Annotated in this window: 17 protein-coding genes; 6 read left to right on the top strand and 11 right to left on the bottom strand. The window is 34.9% G+C overall.

Translation table 11 applies throughout. The features are described from left to right. The first annotated feature begins 75 nt into the window (after nucleotides 1-75). Together Q4566_RS03800 and bshA are read left to right on the top strand one after the other, a co-directional pair. A complete protein-coding gene (locus Q4566_RS03800) occupies nucleotides 76-2991 on the top strand; it encodes a glycoside hydrolase family 3 N-terminal domain-containing protein (protein WP_303418408.1) in 2916 nt (971 codons plus the stop codon). A gap of 52 nt (nucleotides 2992-3043) precedes the next feature. Continuing rightward, nucleotides 3044-4183 (top strand): N-acetyl-alpha-D-glucosaminyl L-malate synthase BshA, encoded by a 1140-nt coding sequence (gene bshA / locus Q4566_RS03805; RefSeq protein WP_303418410.1) that lies wholly within the window; start codon nucleotides 3044-3046, stop codon nucleotides 4181-4183. Nucleotides 4184-4217: 34 nt separating this feature from the next. On the opposite strand, the gene Q4566_RS03810 is transcribed toward bshA, so the two are convergent. The 4 genes from Q4566_RS03810 to Q4566_RS03825 all read right to left on the bottom strand — a co-directional run bounded on the left by Q4566_RS03810 (nucleotide 4218) and on the right by Q4566_RS03825 (nucleotide 7215). Beyond that, on the bottom strand, nucleotides 4218-4955 hold the full coding sequence (locus Q4566_RS03810) for a hypothetical protein (protein ID WP_303418412.1): 738 nt from the start codon (nucleotides 4953-4955) through the stop codon (nucleotides 4218-4220). Between the two features lie 194 nt (nucleotides 4956-5149). After that, nucleotides 5150-5521, bottom strand: coding sequence for a VOC family protein (locus tag Q4566_RS03815; RefSeq protein ID WP_303418414.1), 372 nt, complete (start codon nucleotides 5519-5521; stop codon nucleotides 5150-5152). Nucleotides 5522-5627: 106 nt separating this feature from the next. Next, complete coding sequence (locus Q4566_RS03820) at nucleotides 5628-6596, bottom strand: hypothetical protein (RefSeq protein ID WP_303418416.1); 969 nt, start codon at nucleotides 6594-6596, stop codon at nucleotides 5628-5630. A 181-nt stretch (nucleotides 6597-6777) separates the two neighbouring features. Beyond that, the gene (locus Q4566_RS03825) at nucleotides 6778-7215 is read right to left on the bottom strand and encodes an outer membrane beta-barrel protein (protein WP_303418419.1); all 438 of its coding nucleotides are present in this window, start codon (nucleotides 7213-7215) and stop codon (nucleotides 6778-6780) included. Between the two features lie 128 nt (nucleotides 7216-7343). Here Q4566_RS03825 and Q4566_RS03830 point away from each other — a divergent pair, with 128 nt between their 5' ends. Continuing rightward, a complete protein-coding gene (locus tag Q4566_RS03830) occupies nucleotides 7344-10256 on the top strand; it encodes an FAD-binding and (Fe-S)-binding domain-containing protein (RefSeq protein ID WP_303418421.1) in 2913 nt (970 codons plus the stop codon). 2 nt (nucleotides 10257-10258) lie between these two features. Here the strand turns inward: Q4566_RS03830 and Q4566_RS03835 are convergent, their stop codons facing one another. Further along, the gene (locus Q4566_RS03835) at nucleotides 10259-11107 is read right to left on the bottom strand and encodes a UDP-2,3-diacylglucosamine diphosphatase (RefSeq protein ID WP_303418424.1); all 849 of its coding nucleotides are present in this window, start codon (nucleotides 11105-11107) and stop codon (nucleotides 10259-10261) included. Between the two features lie 184 nt (nucleotides 11108-11291). Here Q4566_RS03835 and aroC point away from each other — a divergent pair, with 184 nt between their 5' ends. Beyond that, the gene (gene aroC, locus Q4566_RS03840; RefSeq protein ID WP_303418426.1) at nucleotides 11292-12353 is read left to right on the top strand and encodes a chorismate synthase; all 1062 of its coding nucleotides are present in this window, start codon (nucleotides 11292-11294) and stop codon (nucleotides 12351-12353) included. Nucleotides 12354-12520: 167 nt separating this feature from the next. On the opposite strand, the gene Q4566_RS03845 is transcribed toward aroC, so the two are convergent. Continuing rightward, entirely contained in the window at nucleotides 12521-12823 is a 303-nt protein-coding gene (locus Q4566_RS03845) for a HigA family addiction module antitoxin (RefSeq protein ID WP_303418428.1), read from the bottom strand. A 322-nt stretch (nucleotides 12824-13145) separates the two neighbouring features. Here Q4566_RS03845 and Q4566_RS03850 point away from each other — a divergent pair, with 322 nt between their 5' ends. Both Q4566_RS03850 and Q4566_RS03855 read left to right on the top strand, forming a co-directional pair. Beyond that, a complete protein-coding gene (locus Q4566_RS03850) occupies nucleotides 13146-14471 on the top strand; it encodes a dicarboxylate/amino acid:cation symporter (protein WP_303418431.1) in 1326 nt (441 codons plus the stop codon). A 114-nt stretch (nucleotides 14472-14585) separates the two neighbouring features. After that, the gene (locus Q4566_RS03855) at nucleotides 14586-15407 is read left to right on the top strand and encodes a sulfurtransferase (RefSeq protein WP_303418434.1); all 822 of its coding nucleotides are present in this window, start codon (nucleotides 14586-14588) and stop codon (nucleotides 15405-15407) included. 1 nt (nucleotide 15408) lies between these two features. On the opposite strand, the gene Q4566_RS03860 is transcribed toward Q4566_RS03855, so the two are convergent. The 5 genes from Q4566_RS03860 to recG all read right to left on the bottom strand — a co-directional run bounded on the left by Q4566_RS03860 (nucleotide 15409) and on the right by recG (nucleotide 21747). Next, nucleotides 15409-15825, bottom strand: a complete 417-nt coding sequence (locus Q4566_RS03860) for a thiol-disulfide oxidoreductase DCC family protein (RefSeq protein WP_303418437.1) — start codon at nucleotides 15823-15825, stop codon at nucleotides 15409-15411. Beyond that, nucleotides 15822-17987, bottom strand: a complete 2166-nt coding sequence (locus tag Q4566_RS03865; protein WP_303418441.1) for an endonuclease MutS2 — start codon at nucleotides 17985-17987, stop codon at nucleotides 15822-15824. The genes Q4566_RS03860 and Q4566_RS03865 overlap by 4 nt, the downstream gene beginning before the upstream one ends. A 91-nt stretch (nucleotides 17988-18078) precedes the next feature. Continuing rightward, the gene (locus Q4566_RS03870; RefSeq protein ID WP_303418443.1) at nucleotides 18079-18948 is read right to left on the bottom strand and encodes a zinc-dependent peptidase; all 870 of its coding nucleotides are present in this window, start codon (nucleotides 18946-18948) and stop codon (nucleotides 18079-18081) included. A gap of 38 nt (nucleotides 18949-18986) precedes the next feature. After that, nucleotides 18987-19568 carry a tRNA-(ms[2]io[6]A)-hydroxylase gene (locus Q4566_RS03875; protein ID WP_303418446.1) on the bottom strand — a complete coding sequence of 194 codons (582 nt, stop codon included), beginning with the start codon at nucleotides 19566-19568 and terminating at the stop codon, nucleotides 18987-18989. 49 nt (nucleotides 19569-19617) lie between these two features. Then, on the bottom strand, nucleotides 19618-21747 hold the full coding sequence (gene recG / locus Q4566_RS03880) for an ATP-dependent DNA helicase RecG (RefSeq protein ID WP_303418449.1): 2130 nt from the start codon (nucleotides 21745-21747) through the stop codon (nucleotides 19618-19620). Nucleotides 21748-21907: the final 160 nt, after the last annotated feature.

Below are 21907 nucleotides of genomic sequence, written 5' to 3' on the forward strand. Positions count from 1 at the left end.
TTTTTATCTTCCTTTTAAAAGTGGTATTTTGGCATGGTTTTTTGTGACTACTAATCCCTTATAATTATCTCTTTTATGCGTCATATATTTTTATTCAGTATTTTTTGTTTGGTAACAGTTTTTAGTTTCGGACAAAATACTACAAATCCATTATTGTCTAAGGATGTTCAGTCTCAGAAAAAGTGGGTTGATAGTATTTATAATTCAATGACTTTAGCAGAAAAAGTGGGGCAGTTATATATGGTTCAGGTCATGTCTAATCAGAGTGAAGCTTCCAAGGATAAAGTGATTAATGATATAAAAAAGCATCATATTGGTGGGATTATTTATTCCTTAGGAGGGCCTTACAGACAGGCAAAACTAAATAATGAATTGCAGGCCATGTCTAAAGTACCGATGTTGATAGGTATGGATGCTGAATGGGGTTTAAGTATGCGATTAGATTCTACTTATGCTTTTCCATGGAATATGACTTTAGGAGCTATAAAGGACAATGAATTAGTAGAGCGTGCAGGTAAACATATAGGTGAACATTGTAAACGTTTGGGGGTGCATTTTAACTTCGCACCAGATGTAGATATTAATACCAATCCTAAAAACCCGATTATTGGTAACCGCTCTTTTGGAGAAGACCGTGATAATGTTACCGAAAAAGCAGAAGCGTTCATGAAAGGTATGCAAGGTGCAGGTGTGTTAGCAAGTGCGAAGCATTTCCCAGGTCATGGAGATACCTCTCAAGATTCACATAAAACCTTACCGACTATTGATTTCAGTGAAAAACGTATCGATTCTGTAGAGTTATATCCGTATAAAAAATTAATAAAAGAAGGATTGGCTAGTGTTATGGTGGCGCATTTAAGTGTACCAAGTTTAGAGCCAAGAGCGGATTATCCTTCTTCGCTTTCAAAGCGCATAGTTACCGATATTTTAAAAGAACGCTTAGGGTTTAAAGGCTTGATTTTTACCGATGCCCTAACCATGAAAGGAGCGGCAAACTTTAGTGAAACCGGCGATATTGATTTAGCTGCGTTTCAAGCAGGGAACGATGTGATGTTAATGTCTGAAGATGTTGGAATCGGTGTTTCTAAAATTATTGAAGCTTATAATAGAGGCGACATTACTGAAGCGCGTTTAGAACTTTCGGTTAAGAAAATACTTCAAGCAAAATATAAAGTAGGTTTAAATAATTATGAGCCCATTTCATTAACAAACTTATCAAAAGATTTAAACCGTTTAGAAGACGATATGCTTTATGAGGAGTTGATGGAAAACGCGATTACTATTGTAAAAAATGATGCTAATTTATTACCACTTCAAGAACTTGAAACAAAATCTATCGCTTATGTGAAATTAGGTGACGATTCGGGTCATGTGTTTTTTGATGAACTTAAAAAATATACTAAGGTTCACGCCATATCGGCAGATAATATTGGTGATTTATTAGGGAAACTACAGGCTTACAATACTGTTATTATTGGTTTTCATCGATCTAATGATAATCCTTGGAAATCCTATGAATTTAGTGAGGTAGAATCCATTTGGATAGACGAAATCGCAAAAAGACATACCGTTATTTTAGATGCTTTTGTAAAGCCTTATGCGCTTGCAGACTTAAAAAGCATTAATAATATTGAAGGTATCGTTGTGAGTTATCAAAATAGTGACATTGCCCAGCAAAAATCTGCGCAATTGATTTTTGGTGCCTTGGCTTCAAAAGGAAAGCTTCCGGTAAGTATTGGAAACTATTTTCCCGTAGATTTTGGTTTTCAAACACCAAATATAAAAAGGTTAGGGTACACCATTCCTGAGCGCGTTGGAATGAATTCCAAAAAATTAATGAAAATTGATTCCGTTGCCGAGTATGCAGTAAAAAAAAAAATGACGCCGGGAATACAGCTGTTAGTCGCTAGAAAAGGAAAAGTTATTTACAATAAAAATTTTGGTAAACACACCTATGAAGGTAAAGAAGAAGTAGGTTTCGATGATATTTATGATGTGGCTTCGCTAACTAAAATATTAGCAACCTTACCTTTGGTTATGGAACTTGAAGAAGAAGGTTTAATTACTTTAGACACCAAACTTTCAGAGGTTTTACCCGATTATAAAACTTCTAATAAAAAAGATGTAACCTTTAAAAGCATGCTGTCTCATTATGCACGTTTAAAACCTTGGGAGCCTTTTTATTACCATACTTTAGACGATACAAAACATCCAAGTGAAAAGTATTATAGAAAAATAAAGAGTGATAGTTTTAGAGTAGAAGTTGCTAAAAATCTTTTTATGCGTACTGATTATCAGGACTCTATTCCTGATATAATTAGAGATTCTGAGCTGTTAGACCGACTGAGATACCGTTATAGCGACTTTCCTTATTATATTTTAAAGAAATTTATTGAAGATCATTACGACAGAACATTAGAGCAATTAACGAATGCACATTTTTATGGACCTCTAGGAGCTAATTATACGATGTATAATCCCTACCATAGTATAAGTAGTAAAAAAATTGTACCTACAGAAATTGATGACTATTACAGGTACCAAACGGTACACGGTTATGTTCATGATATGGGTGCGGCTATGCAGAATGGTATAGGTGGGCATGCAGGTGTTTTTAGTAATGCTAATGATGTCGCGAAAATTATGCAGATGTATTTGCAAAAAGGTTTTTATGGTAATAAACGGTTCTTCAAAGAAGAAACCTTTGATAAATTTAATACACGATATTATTTAAATAAAGATAACAGACGTGCTATTGGTTTTGATAAACCACAATTATCTGGCAGCGGCCCAACTTGTGGTTGTGTGCCTATGAGTAGTTTTGGACATTCTGGATTTACAGGAACTTACGCATGGGCTGATCCTGAAGAAGAAATCGTTTATGTGTTTTTAGCCAATAGAACGTATCCGAAATCTGATTCGAACTTATTGTTAAGAGCGAATATAAGAACCGATATACAGCAATTGATTTACGAAGCAATTGAAGATTAATATTTAAAATTTAGGCGCTTTTCGGCAAGCTAAGCGGCTTAAAATTGAAAACATGAAAATAGGTATAGTTTGTTATCCAACTTTTGGAGGTAGTGGTGTAGTAGCTACAGAATTAGGTATTGAGTTGTCTAAACGCGGACATGAAATTCATTTTATAACTTATAATCAGCCTGTTCGCTTAGACCTACTAAGTAACAATGTACATTACCATGAGGTTAACGTTCCTGAGTATCCTCTATTTCATTATCAACCTTATGAGTTGGCGCTATCAAGTAAGTTGGTAGACATGGTTAAGCTTCATAAAATTGAAATTCTACATGTGCATTACGCTATCCCACATGCATATGCTGCATATATGGCTAAAAAAATGTTACAAGAAGAAGGTGTTAACGTGCCTATTGTAACAACTTTACATGGTACAGATATTACCCTAGTTGGGAGTCACCCTTTTTACAAGCCCGCGGTAACCTTTAGTATTAATAAATCAGATGCGGTTACAGCAGTGTCGCAGAGCCTTAAAGAAGATACCTTACGTTTGTTTGATATAAAAAACGAAATCAACGTGGTACCTAATTTTATAGACTTAGAGAAATATAAAGTACATGGTATGCCGGATTGCCAACGTGGTATGATGGCCAAAGAAAATGAAAAAATAATTACGCATATTAGTAACTTAAGGCCAGTAAAACGAGTTCATGATGTTATAAGCGTATTTAATAATATTCAGAAAGAAATGCCCGCGAGGCTCATGTTTATTGGTGAAGGCCCTGAAAAAGAAAGTATAGAGCAACAATGCAGAGAGTTAGCCATTGCTGATAAGGTGGTGTTTTTTGGAAAGAGTAACGAAATCGATAAGATTTTATGCTTCAGTGATTTATTCCTTTTACCATCGCAAACCGAAAGTTTTGGTTTAGCGGCATTAGAAGCCATGGCTTCCGGAGTGCCAGTGATTTCCAGTAATTCAGGAGGAATTCCTGAAGTTAATATTCACGGGAAATCAGGTTATTTAAGTGATGTTGGAGATGTAGCCGATATGACGAAAAATGCCATTCATGTATTAAAAGATGAAAAGCGCTTAAAAACATTTAAAGAAAATGCTAGAATAGAATCTTTAAAGTTTGACTTGCATACTATTGTACCTAAGTATGAGGCTATTTATCAGGATACTTTAGCTAAATTTTTGGTGCAATAGACTTGAATAATACTATTGAATAGGTTGTTGTGTCTTATAATAATTTAACAGCTTTTTCAATAAGTACATCATAAACATAACCTGCTCCAAAGTCTTTATTTAAAATAACGGTGCCTTTTATAGTGACAACTTCTCCTATTTTGAATTCATCATTAGTAGTAATCGTAATATCGTATTGACCATTTCCTATTGAGCCATCTTGTAAATGCACAAAATTAACTTGCATGATGCCGTTGTTTACTTTTACAACTTCCCCTTTGATAATAATTTCTTTGTTAGAGTAAGCTTCAGGGTTTTCAAAAAGTTCAGCAATTCGGATGCCATTAGGTGCTTTTTCTATATTATCTACGCTTAGCTTTCCTTTTTGAATATTTCTATTTTCAACTTGCTTAACCTTATTAATTTGATCTCGAATACCTTCAGCAAAAATAACGTTCTCAAAAGTTCGGTTTAATGTTTTGCTTTCAAAATTTTTCATCACCATGCCTCCATCATAATAATATGTAGCACCTATTTCTATTTGTCTATCTGGTATGGACATCCAATATTCTTCTTCATTTTCCTTAACTTTAAGATATATATAGCCTCCAGATGAAATCTTTTCAGTTACAATAATTTTATGTGTGTTTTCAGAAGCTAAGTCCTCTGTTTTATTTGTTTTAATAACATCTTCATATGAATTTTGTTCTTTCTTTGGTGTTGTTTTTTCTGAATCTTTACAACTTACTAAAAGGCATATTGTGGTTAAAGAAAGTGCAATAAATTTTTTCATTATGATGATGTTTGATTAAGTGTAAATTTAATTAAATCATTTAACGTACACGTTGTGAAATATACTTTTCTAGTACTTTTTATATTGAAGTATTTATAAAGAAAACTAGCTGTTGCCTCGTTTAGGATTAGCTGATTTTTTAAGCCTTAAAGTTGCCGAGTAGAGCAAACGTTTCTTATGAAGGTGCTTAGCATCTAAATATGCTGGTCAATTAAAATAGTATTACCATCAGGATCGGTTAAAATGATGTTTGCGGGTCCTGTTGTGTTTACATCAGCTTCACTATTTAAAGCAATGTTATTCTTTTTCAAATGGTCTTGAATGGTTCTAATGTCATCAAAATCGTCTAAAGTATTTGTGTTTTCATCCCACCCAGGGTTAAAGGTCAAAATATTATTTTCGAACATGCCTTGGAATAACCCTATTAAAGCATTGCCATTTTTCATTATAAGGTAATTCATTTCTAGACGACCAGCAAAGACAGAAAACCCAAGGTTTTCATAAAAGGCCTGTGATATTTTGAGATCTTTTACGTTTAAACTTATAGAGAATGCGCCTAGTTTCATGGTGTTTAGATTTTTATGAGTTATAAAGGTAATTATTTAAAGTTAAATTTAGAACACAAAAAAAGCGCCAGTAATTTGGCGCTTTTTTTGTGTTAAGTGTTCTTTATTAGAATTCTGAAACGTTAGTCATTTCAAAGTTTTTACCAGCTTCACCATTTACTAACCTGTAGATCACTTGTTTAGAGCCTCTATCTGTAGGGAAACGTTGTGCTAGAGTGTTTTCAACTAAAGAAAATTCATCTTGCCCTTTATATCCTTCATTGATTTTAGTGTTTTCGCTAGTAGGAGGAAAGTACACTGGGATTATCGAGTTCTTTTTAAGAGTAGAAAAGGCTAAAACATTACCGTAACCATTAGATTCGGTATAGACAACCAGTTCTGGAGAACCGTCTGAATCTAAATCTTCCACTTCGGCATCAACAACATCGCCTTTAAAAGTTACAACCTGTGGGTTACCATGGTTTTCTTTTAAACCAAAAGCATTTACGGTTAATTCAGTTTTGCCTTTTTTATCAATTGCAGAAATATTAAAACCAATATCCTGTAAAATTAATACTTTCGAATATAAAGTTTTGTCGATTTGAGAAGCATCAAGATCTCCATTCAATTTAGAATAATCTCCGGCAAAAGTTGCTCCTCCAGAACAGTAGAAGAAAAGCGCAGCTTCATCGGCTGGATTTTCAGTAGTGATATTTATAATACCTTTTTTAAAAGTAAATAGCACCGTTTTTCCACTAATATTTGCGGCATAGGCTGTATCATCTTTTTTATTAGCTCTTGTATCGAAAGTACATGTGCCTCTTTTTTTGTCTGCTCGAGATCGAACTTTCACACTAATCGCATTATCACTAATTTGATTAACTATTATAGCCACCCAATCGTGGCCTTCACTTCGTTTATTATAGTCGTCTGTAACGTAGTTTCCGGAGACATCAATGTTGCTTGCCGTTTCTGTAGGTTCTGTTTTAGTAACGGTGCTTGCTTCTTCTGCTACTTGATTTTGTCCTTTATTATCTTTACAACACGTTAAAGTTATAACGGCTAATAATAGAATCAAAAATTTGTTTGCATTCATTGTTTTTATATTTAGAATAGTAATTAAATATAGAAATATTTAACAATATGGTAGGTTATTGGACTGTAGTTTTTAGAATTTTGTTTTATTAAAAAGTATTTTTTTAGGGTATAAAGGAAAATATAGCACAAAAAAAAAGACTACATTAAAAATGTAATCTTTTTATTCGATTGTTATCAAATTATAGTTTCATGGTGACCCCAATAGCAGGTAGAACACCTACAATGTTACCACCACTTAATTCTGCGTAAACACCCCATTTTTCGTTCCAGAACCATCGTCCTCCAACTTGTAAACCAACATCAAAATTGCTGTGGTCATGGTCATGATCATGACCAGTGTAAAAAGCATAACCGGCATTAGCTCCAGCATATACATCCCAAGCATCATCAGTGATCCCAAAAAGGTTGTCAAAATAGTAATTACCTCTAACCCCGAGGTTTATCCAGTCTAAATCAAAATCGGTAGCTACCGCGGGTGCAATTGTGATGTCTTTATGTACAGGGATCTCATAATTAACGCCAATTAAGCCAAAGTTTAATTCTTTTCTCGCTTGTCCAAATACGCTTGATGCGGTTAGCACCAGGGTAAAAACAAATAGTAATGTAAATTTTTTCATAAGTTCTTAAGTTTAATTAATTAAGATAAATATACTTAATTTCAGTATATTTCTTAACTGTTATACGTAATTCCTTGCCTATATAGCTTTGAGTTTCTCGTTGTAATGACACTATATTTTATATCTATATGACATTAAGTACTTTAAAAGCGGAATTATCCGGAGAATTGTTTTTTGATGATTTAATTAAGGCCATTTATGCTACCGATGCTTCTGTATATAGACGATTGCCCCAAGCGGTCGCTTACCCTAAAAATGCTAATGATATTAAAAAACTCATTGCTTTTGCAAAAGAAACAGGTACTACTTTAATTCCTAGAACAGCAGGAACATCTTTGGCCGGACAATGTGTTGGTGATGGTATCGTGGTTGATGTCTCAAAACACTTTACTAAAATTATAAGTGTTAATGAAAAAGAAAAAACGGTAACTGTCCAACCTGGAGTGGTTAGAGATGAATTAAACTTGTTTTTAAAATCTTACGGATTATTCTTTTCTCCAGATACATCTACCTCAAATCGATGCATGATTGGTGGTATGGTTGGAAATAATTCATCGGGAACAACCTCCATACAATTTGGTGTTACGCGCGATAAAGTTTTAGAATTAAAAACCATTTTAAGTAATGGAGATGATGCCATTTTTGGAGAATTAACAGCTCGAGAGTTCAAAGAAAAACAAGCATTAAAATCTTTAGAAGGAACCATTTATAAAACAATTTATAAGGAATTATCAGGGGAAGCCGTTCAAAAGCAAATACATGACAATTTTCCAAAACCAGAAATACACCGAAGAAATACAGGCTATGCTTTAGATATGTTGATTGATTCTGAAGTTTTTGAAGCTTCTAATGAACCATTCAACTTCTGCAAACTACTATCAGGAAGTGAAGGCACGCTTGCTTTTACAACCGAAATCACTTTAAAATTAGACGTTTTACCACCAAGTGAACGCATTATGGTGGCAGCACATTTCAAGTCTATTGAAGATTCTTTAACCGCTGTGACTACCTGTATGAAGCATCATTTATACATGTGTGAAATGATGGATAAAACCATTTTAGATTGCACAAAAAACAATTTGAAGCAGCAAGAAAACAGGCAGTTTATAGTTGATGACCCCGAAGCCATTTTAATGTGCGAGCTTAAAGCTAATAACCGAGAAGATGTTTTGGAAGCCGCAAATCGTTTAATGGGTGATTTGACTAAGGAAGGCTTAAGTTATGCGAACGTCATTCTTTTTGACGAAGACATCGATAAAGCCATTGAACTTAGAAAAGCAGGCTTAGGATTACTCGGAAATATTATTGGAGATACAAAATCTGCTGCCTGTATTGAAGATACCGCAGTGACTTTACCTGATTTTGCCAATTATATTAATGATTTCACGGCCATCATGGATGGTTATAATCAAAAGGCGATTTACTATGCCCATGCCGGAGCAGGGGAGCTGCATTTACGACCTGTTCTGAATTTGAAAGTGAGTGAAGATGTAAAACTCTTCAGGAAAATTACTACCGATGTGGCACATTTAGTAAAAAAATACGGCGGTTCCATGTCTGGAGAGCATGGTGATGGCATTGTTCGTGCTGAATTTATTCCCTTAATTATAGGTGAGGAAAATTATAACATTGTAAAACGTATAAAAACCGTTTTCGATCCTGAGAATATATTTAACCAAGGTAAAATAGTAGATGCTTTTCCTATGGATGAAGCTTTACGATACGAAACCGATCGCAAAGAACCAGAAATTGAAACCCTTTTAGATTTTTCACATTCAGAAGGTATTTTACGCCAAGCGGAAAAATGTAACGGAAGTGGTGATTGCCGAAAATCTCCAGAAATGGGAGGAACCATGTGTCCGAGTTACAGAGCTACTCTAAATGAAAAAGACAGTACCCGTGCACGTGCCAATGCCTTGCGGGAGTTTTTAACGAACACCGAAGCTGGTAAAAACCCTTTCAATCATGAGGAGTTAAAAGAGGTTCTCGATTTATGTTTGAGCTGTAAAGCGTGTTTGAATGAATGTCCGAGTACGGTGGATATTTCAGTGATGAAAGCAGAGTTTTTATACCAATATCAAAAAGAAAACGGCACAGATTTACGTACCAAATTGTTTGCATATAACAATAGAGTGAATCAATATGCTTCTCGATTACCAAGTTTAACCAATTTCTTTTTTAAAAATAAGTTCACGTCAGGTTTAATAAAAAAGACTTTAGGAATTGCAGCAGATAGAAGCATGCCTTTATTAGCGTCTAAAAGTTTAAACAACCATATTAAAAACCTTGAACCAGCGTCATCAACAAAAAAATATATCAAAACGGTTTACTTATTTGTTGATGAGTTTACCAATTTTTTAGAATCTTCAATTGGTGTAGATGCTATTGCTTTATTAGAAGCATTAAACTATAAAGTTCAATTTGTAAAACATGACGAATCTGGTCGTGCTTTCATTTCAAAAGGATTTTTAGATCAAGCAAAACAATGTGCTATCAATAATGTTGCTGCATTTAAAGATTTAATATCAGAAGAAACGCCTTTACTAGGTGTAGAACCTTCAGCTATTTATACCTTTAAGGATGAATATTTAATGCTGGCCAACGATGTTGAATCAGCAAAAAAGATAGCTAAACACACTTATATTATTGAAGATTTTCTACTTCAAGAACTTGAAAAAGGTCATTTTTCAGTAAAACAATTTAAATCAGATTCTAAAACAGTTAAAATTCATTCACATTGTCATCAAAAAGCGTTGAGTAATCAATTGTCAACCTTCAAATTATTAAATCTTCCAGTAAATTATAAAGCAACAATAATTCCAAGTGGTTGTTGTGGTATGGCTGGTAGTTTTGGTTTCGAGAAAGAGCATTACGAGGTAAGCATGAATGTAGCCGAACAAACCTTGCTTCCAGCAGTTCGAAAGGCTTCAGCAGATACTATTATTGCGGCAAATGGTACCAGTTGCAGACATCAAATTAAAGATGGCGCCCAACGCGAAGCCAAACACCCAATAACGATTTTAAAAGAAGCTTTGATTTAAAGTTACAATTTTACCTTTTGTTCTTGACCAACAATAGTAATGGCTGCAATGAGGTCTTTAACTTCCATTTCAGCAAAATCATCGTGAACAATAAACGGGGCCAGTTTATCTTGACTAAAATTGTAAATTTTCCAACGTTTAAATTGATATTCTAAAGCTGTGAAGTTTTCTACCCAATCACCAGAATTTAAATAGGTAGTGTTTCCAAGTTTTGTTTCTATGTAAGACATTTTTGGCTGGTGTATATGTCCGCAAATCACGTAGTCATAACCATTTTCAATAGCAATTTCGGCAATCACTTTTTCGTAATCATTAACATATTTAATGGCGCCTTTTACGCCGTTTTTCACTTTTTTAGATAACGAATAACGTTCCTTGCCACGTTTTTCTAAATACCAGTTTACCATTTTGTTAAGTAAGGTGAGTAGGTCGTAACCGTACCCGCCAAGTTTAGCGAGCCATTTGGCGTTCTGGATTGAAATATCAAACACATCACCATGAAAAAACCAAGCTTTTTTTCCGTCAAGCTCTAATACCAATTTATCAACAATAGAGATGTTTCCAATCGTGGTATCGCTAAATTTTCTAAGCATTTCATCATGATTTCCAGTAATATAAATCACTTCAACACCGTTAGCGGCCATAGACATGATTTTTTTAATTACCTTTAGATGTGGTTTAGGAAAGTAACGTTTACTAAACTGCCAAATATCAATAATATCACCATTAAGAATAAGTTTCTTAGGTGCTATACTGTTCAGGTAAGTCAATAAGTGTTTGGCGTGACAACCATAGGTGCCTAAATGGACATCTGAAATAACTGCAATCTCTATTTTTCTTTTAATAACCAAGGAGTTTAATTTATTTACATAAATAAAACACTTTAGTGTTACTTAGGTATTACCTCACAATTACCTAATTATGAGAATATTGTTAAATTATCGTTATGTGAATTTTTACTACTAATGCTTATCCAATTGCTTTTTAGTTTTCGTATTTCTAAGAATAGATTTACTTTAGCAAAAAATATTTATTATGGCTGGAAATTCCTTCGGAAAACTATTTAACCTAACCACTTACGGTGAATCTCACGGACCTGCATTAGGCGGTGTTATTGATGGCTGTCCTTCTGGAATCGAATTAGATTTAGAAGCGATACAAAATGAGTTAAATAGACGTAAACCAGGGCAATCTGCCATTGTTACACAACGTAAAGAGCCTGATACGGTAAAATTTCATTCAGGAATTTTTGAAGGCGTTACCACAGGAACTTCAATTGGTTTTGTGATTGAGAATACCAATCAGAAATCTCACGATTATTCACATATAAAGGACAGTTACCGTCCGAGTCACGCCGATTATACATACGATAAAAAGTACGGTATTCGTGATTACCGTGGTGGCGGACGCAGTTCTGCGCGAGAAACTGCATGTCGCGTCGTTGCTGGTGCCATTGCCAAACAAATGCTAAAAAACATTGAGTTTACAGCCTATGTTTCTGGTGTTGGTGCTATGAAATTAGACAAGCCATACAACGCGTTAGACCTTACAAAAGTAGAATCCAATATCGTGCGTTGTCCAGACCAAGATATGGCTGCTAAAATGGAAGGTTATATCAAGGAAGTTCGCGGAAAAGGGGATACCGTTGGTGGTATTGTAAGCTGTGTGATTAAAAATGTTCCTGCAGGTCTTGGCGAGCCTGTTTTCGATAAATTACACGCCGAATTAGGAAAAGCTATGCTTTCAATCAATGCGGTAAAAGGTTTTGAGTACGGAAGCGGATTTGAAGGAAGCACCATGTACGGAAGCGACCATAACGATAAATTCAACAACGACGGTTCCACAAAAACGAACTTTTCTGGTGGTATTCAAGGTGGGATAAGCAACGGTATGGATATTTATTTCAACGTAGCATTTAAACCCGTTGCGACACTTATTCAGAAATACGAAACCATCGATAAAGAAGGAAACACTGTTGAAATGCAAGGTAAAGGACGTCATGACCCATGTGTTGTACCACGCGCCGTGCCTATTGTTGAAGCTATGGCAGCCTTAGTGATAGCCGATTTCTTCTTAATTAATAAGATGTATCATTAGAAGCTATTTCCCGCTTTACACTATATCTTTTTTGTGCTGATTTTGTTTATTACTAGACTTCATGTGTCTGCTAATATCTAAAATCAGTACTTCATTCGAGTTTCGGAATAGGCACAAAAAAGGATGCCGTTTCAATCGGGGCTAGGCTTGTTTGCGAATTTTGAGCCTTAAGCCACGTTTTTGCTATCGTGCTGTTTGATGTCGTTTAATACCACTTGTTTTTTAAGCTGTTCTTCTTCAATATCATAATCATCTTGAAGTCCGAGCCAGAATTTAGCTGAATTACCAAAATATTTACTCAGGCGCAATGCTGTATCGGCGGTAATTCTTCGTTTTCCTTTTATAATTTCCGAAATCCTGGTTTGCGGTATTTTTAAATCTTTTGATAGGCGGTAAGCCGAAATTTCAAGAGGTTCAAGAAATTCAAAGTTCAAAATCTCGCCAGGATGTATGTTATTTAGTTTTTCCATGTTTTTTTTAGAGATTGATAGTTTTTGTACGCTTTAAGTTAAAAAAAATCTATAAATATTAGGTTGTTGATTAATAGATAATTATATCATTTTTGTGTGACCCTGAAACGAGTTCAGGGTGACGTTTGTACTGATAACAAGACTTAGCGATTATTCTTTACGTTTAATTACTTTTTGTTTTTATAATTAATAGGTAAATTAAACCTAATTCTTCTTTCAATTTAAAATCAATTCAACCCAAATTCATAGATTTATAAGGTTTAGAATTCTAAAATTTTCAAAAATACTTATCTTGGCAGTTGATAAACCACCAAAATAGCATATGAAAAAATTAGCACTGCACTGGAAGATTATAATTGGAATGTTTTTAGGAGTCATTTTTGGCTTTATCATGAATTCCATTGATGGCGGTAAAGGTTTTGTAACCGACTGGGTTGCGCCTTTCGGGACCATATTTATAAATCTTCTTAAACTCATCGCAGTACCTTTAATTTTGGCGTCTTTGATTAAAGGGATTTCAGATTTAAAGGATATTTCCAAAATAAGATCAATGGGTTTACGCACCCTCGGAATTTATATAGCAACCACTTTAGTGGCTATTGTTATCGGTTTGAGTATCGTAAACCTGGTAAAACCAGGAGAAGGTATGCCACAAGACACCATTGAAAAAATTAAGCTGAAATACGAAAATGATGCAGGTGTTACCGATAAGTTAATGAAAGCCAATGCTCAAAAAGATGCTGGTCCATTACAAGCGCTAGTTGATATTTTTCCAAGTAATATTTTTCAATCTTTTGCAGAAGCTTCTATGCTTCAAATTATATTTTTCGCATTATTTGTGGGTGTTTGCTTGTTGTTAATTGGAGAAAAGAAAGCCAAGCCTTTGGTAGATTTCTTTGAATCGCTAAACGATGTGGTCATGAAAATGGTTGATTTAATCATGCTTTTTGCGCCTTATGCCGTATTTGCATTATTAGCAAACGTTATTATTGCTTTCGACGACGTGGAAATCCTGATTAAACTTGTTTTATATTCTCTTTGTGTTATTGGCGGATTATTACTTATGATTTGTTTCTACCTCCTTTTAATTGGTGTTTACGTAAAAAAATCGCCAATGTGGTTTTTAAAACAAATAAGTCCGGCGCAATTATTAGCCTTTTCTACAAGTAGTAGCGCAGCAACCTTACCTGTAACTATGGAACGTGTTGAAGAGCATTTGGGTGTAGATAAAGAGGTGTCTGGGTTTGTTCTGCCTGTTGGCGCAACAGTAAATATGGATGGTACGAGTTTGTATCAAGGGATTGCTGCAGTTTTTATTATGCAGGTTATTTGGCCTGATGGTTTAACTTTTTCTAATCAATTGGTGATTATCGCAACGGCGTTATTAGCTTCTATTGGAAGTGCTGCAGTACCAAGCGCAGGTTTAGTAATGTTAGTGATTGTGTTGGAATCTATAGGCTTTCCTGCAGAATTATTACCAATTGGAATCGCATTAATTTTTGCCGTCGATAGACCTCTAGATATGCTAAGAACGGTGGTGAATGTTACTGGTGATGCTACAGTGTCTATGTTGGTAGCGAAATCTTTAGGGAAATTACATGACCCGAAGCCTGAAAATTGGGATGATGGGTATGAGGCTGTTAAGTAGTGGAGTAGCTGTGTGGAGAGAAGTGGTTAAGTAGTGAGGTGGCTGTATATAAAAGTAGAATAGTAGTTAAGTAGAGCGGAGTGAAAAAGTAGCTAAGTGTTAATACGTTAAATTATGTCTGATAAAATAAATATTGTAGAACCTGTTGTTTCTGTAGAATGGTTATTTCAAAATAGGGATGCTTCTAATCTTATTATTTTAGATGGTACCATTGCCAAGGTTTTTGATGAAACTTCAGAACAAATTCCAAAAGCTCGATTTTTTGATATTAAACAGAAGTTCAGCAATGTGGCTGATCCTTTTCCTAGTGCGTTTCCTTCTGAAGCTCAATTTCAAGAGGAGGCGTGTCAGTTGGGCATCAATAATGACTCGGCTATTATAGTTTATGATGATAAAGGGATTTATTCAAGCGCCCGTGTTTGGTGGTTGTTTAAAGCTTTTGGATATGAAAATATAGCGATTTTAAATGGTGGATTCCCTGAATGGAAAAAAGCCAATTATGTTTTGGAAAAAGCAACTGCATACAAAGGAGGGTTAGGTGATTTTAATGCAGAATTACAACCTGGTTTTATGCAGTTTTTTAAGAATGTTAAAACGGCTTCAGAAAACAAATCGCATACCATTATTGACGCTCGGGCTTCCGAAAGATACCAATGTAAAGTTCCTGAACCTAAAGAGGGTTTACGTATGGGTACCATTCCTAATTCGGTGAATTTACCATTTACAGATTTACTTTCCGAAGGGAAATTAAAATCTAAGGCAGACATAGAAAAAGCATTCCAAAAACTAGCTAAAAAAGATGAGCCTATTATTTTCTCATGTGGCTCGGGTATTACGGCCTGTGTTTTGGCATTAGGAGCTACTATTTCAGGGTATAATAATATTTCGGTTTACGACGGCTCATGGACCGAGTGGGGGAGCTTGGTAAGAGAATAAGTTACTCTAAGAATTTACTTTTTAATTTTGGCGTAGGAATCATACAAGCCTCCTTTTTATCATACCACTTATAACGGTTTTTGGCTATAAAGTCATAAACCCAATTTCTGACAAATGCGGGAACGATTAAAAATACACCCATTAAATTTCTAGGAAAACCAAGTTGTGTAGCGATTTTTAAGGCTGCCGTAGATTTATATTTAATACCATTTTCGGGAGAATACAGTAAAATGGAATCGGTTTTATTCACATCGATATTATAGGCTTCAATAATTTCTTTACCAACAGCGCTTTGTAACGCGGTAAACAAAAACTTGTTTTGATGGTCGTGTTTTATAACATATTGCACTGAACTGTCGCAAAGGTTGCAAACCCCATCAAAAAGTATCAGTTGTTTATGTTTTGGTAAATCGATCATTTTTTTGCTTCAACCAGTTCGAGTTGATCCATGCTTACATTAGTCGTAAACATACCGTAATTCACAACAGCTTTGTTTTTTTCAATCTTATCTATAGTACCAATGGCGCGGCCGTCTTCCATGCGAACACGGTCTCCAAGCTTTAAAGTAGGCTTAGGTTTAGGAGCGGCAATAGCTTTTTGTTTCGCTACTTTTTTCTTTTCACGAATCACTTCAACCTTCTTTTCAGCTTCTTGTTTTACCTTTTGTTCTTTGGCTTTAATAACCTTTTTCTGCTTAGCTGTAACCTTTTTGCGTTTTGAGTTTTCTATCTGAACCACTTTAAAAAGCTCCGACATGAGTTCACGCTTTTGTTTGTTTTCGAAATACTTTTCAGCAATATCATTAACTTTTTGTCCGAGATAAATCAAGCGCTGATTACTATCATACAATTCTTGATAGCTTTCAAGTTTCTTCTGAATTTTAGCGTTTATTTCTTCTAACTTATCGGCTTCTTCAAGTTTCTTCTTTTCGTTTTGCTTTAAAGATTGTCCTGTTTTTTCAAGTTTAGAGCGTTCTTTCTGAAGTTTAGCAATGGTAGCGTCAAAACGGACTTTACTACGTTCAATCTTCTTTTTAGCACGGTTTATTAAGCCGTAAGGAATGCCGTTTTTCTGAGCAACTTCAAAGGTAAAACTACTTCCGGCTTGACCGATAACCAATTTAAAAAGTGGTTCTAGGGTACGTTCATCAAAAAGCATGTTCGCGTTGAGCATGTGCGGCATTTCATTAGCCAGAATCTTCAAATTGGAGTAGTGGGTTGTAATAATTCCAAAAGCTTCACGATGATAAAATTCTTCTAAAAAAGTCTCCGCTAAAGCACCACCAAGTTCAGGATCAGATCCTGTTCCGAATTCATCAATTAAGAAAAGAGTGTTCTTGTTACATTTTCTTAAGAAATAATTCATCTGTTTTAAACGGTAGCTGTAGGTACTTAAATGATTTTCAATGGATTGATTATCACCAATATCACTTAAAACTCTGTCGAACAAACAAACCTTACTGCGTTCATGCACAGGAATTAACATGCCACTTTGAAGCATCACTTGCAATAAACCTACCGTTTTTAAGGTGATACTTTTTCCTCCGGCATTTGGACCAGAAATAACAATAATTCTACTGTTTTCCTTTAATTCAACCGTTTGTGGAAATGTTTTTTGTCCTTTTTCTAAGTTGTTCAAATATAGAATAGGATGATAGGCATCTCGTAAATACATGCTTTTTTCTTCAGACAATTCAGGAAGAATAGCATTCATGGATTGTGCGTATTTCGCTTTCGCGGAAACCACATCAATATTAATTAAAAAGTTTTGATAGTCTTCTAATAAAGGTAAAAACGGACGAATATAATCGGTTACCTCCTTTAAAATACGAACAATCTCTTCATGCTCTTCGTATTCTAAATTATTGAGTTCACGGGTATGCTGTAAAGTGGTTTCAGGTTCAATATAAACGATGCTCCCTGTTTTACTGCCTCCCATAATAGCACCTCTAACTTTACGGCGATACATGGCTTTTACGGCTAATACACGTTTGTTGTCTACTACAGATTCTCTAATATCATCAAGATATTCTAGACTGTGATAGGTGTTTAAAGCGGTGCTGAAACTCGCATTAATTTTACCTTTTACTTTATTAAGAGACTGGCGTAATTCAAATAATAGAGCCGATGCGTTGTCTTTAATATCTCCAAAACGATCAACAATAGCGTCTACTTTTTCAATTAGAAGTTTAGTAACTTCAATGTGTGAAGCAAACTGATATAGATTCGGGTAATATTCTTCAAATTTCTTTAAGAAAATCGCAATGTCATTCACAGTTGTAGACATAGCAACTATTTTCTTTAAACCATGAACTTCTAAAAAAGTGTTTTCAATGTTTAAAAGCTGTAGTTCTTTGGTAATCGCATCAAAACCATGGTTTGGTATACGGTTATCATTATAAAAAGAAGCCACATATTCGTGGGTCAATTGCAATGCAAAAAGAAGTTCTTCTTTCTTTTTATATGGTGAGATTTCAAGGGTTTTTTGATGGCCAAGTGGCGTAATGCAGTGCTCGCTAACTTGTTGTAAAACCGTTTGAAATTCTAAATCTTGTAATGTTTTTTGATGAATATGAATCATGCTTTAATATAGCCTCTAGGATTTGAGAATTGCAAAGTTAATCATTCTCTTTGAGATGGATTGGAAGAAAAGAATGCGTTGTTAGCTATATTTATTTACCACAGCATTTTTTGAATTTTTTACCACTATTACAGGGGCAGGGGCTATTTCGTTGTGTTTGATACACTTTCTTTTGTAAGTTTCTGGATGCCATATCTTGATTGAATATTTTTTCCAAAAGGGCATATAATTCCGGGTGTTTTCTTTTAAGTAGTTTAGGTCGTTCAAAAAAGTATTCACTAGTTACAGAAAAAAATTCGGCTCTATTGGTGCCGCCGTAAGGGTTTATATCTGATGTACCTTTATAAATCTCTTCAATTTCTTTGTTGATTAAGTCAATCCACGGGATGGCAAACTGTTTTTCCATAAGTACCGATGGAACACCATCAATTGGGCCTCCTGTTTTATCAATTAAATGGACAAACTCGTGGATGGCCGTGTTTTTCTTGTCTGTATCGTTTTTAAAACCAAGATGTAAGGCTTGTTTTGAAAGAATCATTATGCCGTTCATAGAGCCTGTGCCAACCATGCCTAAAACAAATCTATTTTCACCTTCTATTTTATAATCTTTATTAAAGGAATTCGGATAAATAAGTACTTCATTTATATTGGTATAGGTCCAATGGTCAAAGCCGAAAACAGGAATAACAGCACTTGAAGCTACAAGTATTTTATCGGTGATATTAACTGTTGTTTTTATACCGGTTACTTTGCAGTTTAGTAAGAATTCTTGAACTTGGTATTCAAATTTTGTTTGCTCAGTAGTGCTTAGTGTGTTGTAAAAATTTACTTTTTCAATTAATATAAATCGCCATGCTTCAGGAAATGATTTTGTTGGTTTTTTCCATTTATTATTGTTTTTATGTTTCCAGATAAAAAACAGGAGGGTAGAAATCAAAACAATAGAAGTTAGTAGAATCATATAAAACGAACTGTTTTTAATAGGTTAAAAAGATATAATTACCCATGAATCGTTTCGCTTTTGCCATAATTCTGAATCACCTTGGCTTCAAAATCAATAAGTTCCTTCCAACGTGTATCAACATCCACATCTTGACCGTATTGACGCGCAAATTTTAAAAACGTGGTGTAATGTCCAGCTTCACTAATCATTAAATCATGATAAAATTTAGAAAGTTCAGGGTCTTTAATTCTTTTCGAAAGTAGTTTAAAGCGTTCGCAACTTCTGGCTTCAATCATGGCGGAAAATAATAGCCTGTCAACCATACTTTGTACGCGGTTTCCACCTTTATTCATGAATTTATAGAGCTCGTTAACGTAGCTGTCTTTGCGTTCTCGACCTAAGGTGTAACCACGTTTTTTAATGATATCATGTACCATCTGAAAATGCTCCAATTCCTCTTTGGCTAGTTCAAGGAGCTCCGTAACTAAATCGGTGTGTTCAGAGTTTAAGGTAATTATGGTTATCGCGTTGGTGGCTGCTTTTTGTTCGCACCACGCATGATCTGTAAGGATTTCTTCAATGTTAGATTCTACAATATTTACCCATCTTGGGTCTGTAGCTAATTTTAAACCGAGCATGTGTTTTTATTTTTTTGTAAAAGTAGTTATAAACGCTGTATTTGAGGAATTAGCTAATGTAATTCCAAATGTTTTTAAACTTGGTAAGTTGTTTATAGGTGTTTAAAACAACCTGATGATCTGCTTGTACTAGCTTAGGATCTATTTTTAGTATGTTTTTAGCATGATATCTAGCGTGTTGGAGTATATCATTATCCTTTATAATATCAGCTATTTTAAGGTTTAATACACCGCTTTGTTGGGTCCCCATAATGTCACCCGGACCACGTAATCGCAGGTCAACTTCAGCAATTTCAAAACCGTCGTTTGTTTTGGTCATGGTTTCTAAGCGGGTTTTACTATCAGTACTTAATTTATGGCTAGTCATTAAAATGCAATAACTTTGTTCGGCACCACGACCCACACGGCCTCTTAATTGGTGTAGTTGCGATAAGCCAAAGCGTTCGGCGCTTTCAATAATCATGACTGAAGCATTTGGGACATTCACGCCCACTTCTATAACGGTAGTGGCGACCATAATTTGAGTTTCACCTTTTATGAAACGCTGCATCTCAAATTCTTTGTCTGCTGGTTTCATTTGTCCGTGTACAATTGAAATTTGATATTCAGGCATAGGGAAGTCTCTAGAAATGCTTTCGTAGCCATCCATTAAATCTTTATAATCCATTTTTTCGCTTTCCTGAATTAACGGATAAACGATATACACTTGACGGTCTTTTGAAATTTCATCGCGAATAAATCGGAAAACATTTAAGCGGTTTTTATCATAGCGATGCACCGTTTTTATAGACTTCCTTCCGGGGGGTAATTCATCGATTATTGAGATGTCTAAATCACCATAAACCGACATGGCTAAAGTACGCGGAATTGGTGTTGCCGTCATCACGAGAATGTGGGGTGGGATGGAAGCCCCTCCGTTGGAGGATTGAGGAGGGCCTTTCTTCCACAATTTACTTCTTTGGGCAACCCCAAAACGATGCTGCTCATCGATAATAGCGAGGCCTAAATTTTTAAATTTCACCTTGTCTTCAAGGATGGCATGTGTACCAATTAATATCTGTAATTCACCATTTTCGAGTGCTTCGTGAATTTTTCGTCTTTCTGAAGTTTTACTTGAACCAGTTAATATTGAAATACTGATACTCAATTTATTACACATATCAAGTAATCCGTTATAGTGCTGGACTGACAAAATTTCAGTAGGCGCCATTAAACAGGCTTGAAAACCGTTGTCAAGCGCCATGAGCATTGACATGAATCCTACAATGGTCTTTCCAGAACCCACATCACCTTGCAAAAGGCGATTCATTTGGGCATTGCTTCCTAAATCGGCACGAATTTCTTTTAAAACACGTTTTTGTGCACCTGTTAAATTGAAGGGTAATTGCTCTTTAAAAAAGGTGTTAAAATAGTTTCCCACTTTATTAAAAGGCAGTCCTTTTATCTTCGATTTATGAACTAAATTTTTAATAATTAATTGCAGCTGAATATAAAATAATTCTTCAAATTTTAATCGAAATTGTGCTCTGGAAAGCAGCTCCGGACTCTTCGGAAAATGCACGTTAAAAAGTGCCGAAGATTTGCTAATTAATTTCAATTCTGAACGTAAACTTTCAGGCAAAGTTTCAGCAAAATTTCCACCAGAATCTATAAATAATTGCTGCATGATTTTACTTAAAACTCGATTGCTAATTCCTCGGTTTGCTAATTTTTCAGTAGAAGGATAAATAGCTTGTAAAGCCGATCGTAAATTCTTTTCATGGTCCTCTAGCAATTCTACATCAGGGTGTGCGATGTTAAATTTTCCGCCAAAGGAGCTAGCTTTTCCAAAAACCACATAGGGTGTATTTCCTTTTAAGCGCTCTCGAATCCATTTTTGACCTCGAAACCATACCAATTCCATGGTGCCAGTGTCATCTTGAAAAGTAGCAACCAAACGTTTACCGCGTTTTTGAGCCACTTCTTTAAACCCTGTAATTTTACCAATAATTTGAACATCAGCATTATTAGGCTGCAATTCGTTGATTTTGTAATAACGCGTACGGTCTATATATCTGTTTGGAAATAAATTGATTAAATCTTGATAAGTGTGAATGCCCAGCTCCTTGCGTAATAAATCCGCTCGACTTGAGCCTACGCCTTTTAGATAATCTATGGGAGTTTGTAGGTTAATAGACATAATGGGCGAATTTAATCATTTTCATTAAAAATAAAACGTTTATTGAATTCTTAATATCTCCTTTGGTTTTGAAAATTATTAACGATAATTGGCAAGTCTTTATAAAATTTAGCTAAAAGCATTAAGTTTTAGTTAATAATTATATTGCAATGGTTAAATT

The sequence above is a fragment of the Tamlana sp. 2_MG-2023 genome (genome assembly GCF_030548465.1).
Lineage (GTDB): Bacteria > Bacteroidota > Bacteroidia > Flavobacteriales > Flavobacteriaceae > Pseudotamlana.

Excerpts from the sequence above, each read along its gene's own strand:
- Q4566_RS03800 (WP_303418408.1), top strand. The coding sequence starts at position 76 with ATGCGTCATATATTTTTATTCAGTATTTTTTGTTTGGTAACAGTTTTT.
- bshA (WP_303418410.1), top strand. The coding sequence starts at position 3,044 with ATGAAAATAGGTATAGTTTGTTATCCAACTTTTGGAGGTAGTGGTGTA.
- Q4566_RS03810 (WP_303418412.1), bottom strand. The coding sequence starts at position 4,955 with ATGAAAAAATTTATTGCACTTTCTTTAACCACAATATGCCTTTTAGTA.
- Q4566_RS03815 (WP_303418414.1), bottom strand. The coding sequence starts at position 5,521 with ATGAAACTAGGCGCATTCTCTATAAGTTTAAACGTAAAAGATCTCAAA.
- Q4566_RS03820 (WP_303418416.1), bottom strand. The coding sequence starts at position 6,596 with ATGAATGCAAACAAATTTTTGATTCTATTATTAGCCGTTATAACTTTA.
- Q4566_RS03825 (WP_303418419.1), bottom strand. The coding sequence starts at position 7,215 with ATGAAAAAATTTACATTACTATTTGTTTTTACCCTGGTGCTAACCGCA.
- Q4566_RS03830 (WP_303418421.1), top strand. The coding sequence starts at position 7,344 with ATGACATTAAGTACTTTAAAAGCGGAATTATCCGGAGAATTGTTTTTT.
- aroC (WP_303418426.1), top strand. The coding sequence starts at position 11,292 with ATGGCTGGAAATTCCTTCGGAAAACTATTTAACCTAACCACTTACGGT.
- Q4566_RS03845 (WP_303418428.1), bottom strand. The coding sequence starts at position 12,823 with ATGGAAAAACTAAATAACATACATCCTGGCGAGATTTTGAACTTTGAA.
- Q4566_RS03850 (WP_303418431.1), top strand. The coding sequence starts at position 13,146 with ATGAAAAAATTAGCACTGCACTGGAAGATTATAATTGGAATGTTTTTA.
- Q4566_RS03855 (WP_303418434.1), top strand. The coding sequence starts at position 14,586 with ATGTCTGATAAAATAAATATTGTAGAACCTGTTGTTTCTGTAGAATGG.
- Q4566_RS03860 (WP_303418437.1), bottom strand. The coding sequence starts at position 15,825 with ATGATCGATTTACCAAAACATAAACAACTGATACTTTTTGATGGGGTT.
- Q4566_RS03865 (WP_303418441.1), bottom strand. The coding sequence starts at position 17,987 with ATGATTCATATTCATCAAAAAACATTACAAGATTTAGAATTTCAAACG.
- Q4566_RS03870 (WP_303418443.1), bottom strand. The coding sequence starts at position 18,948 with ATGATTCTACTAACTTCTATTGTTTTGATTTCTACCCTCCTGTTTTTT.
- Q4566_RS03875 (WP_303418446.1), bottom strand. The coding sequence starts at position 19,568 with ATGCTCGGTTTAAAATTAGCTACAGACCCAAGATGGGTAAATATTGTA.
- recG (WP_303418449.1), bottom strand. The coding sequence starts at position 21,747 with ATGTCTATTAACCTACAAACTCCCATAGATTATCTAAAAGGCGTAGGC.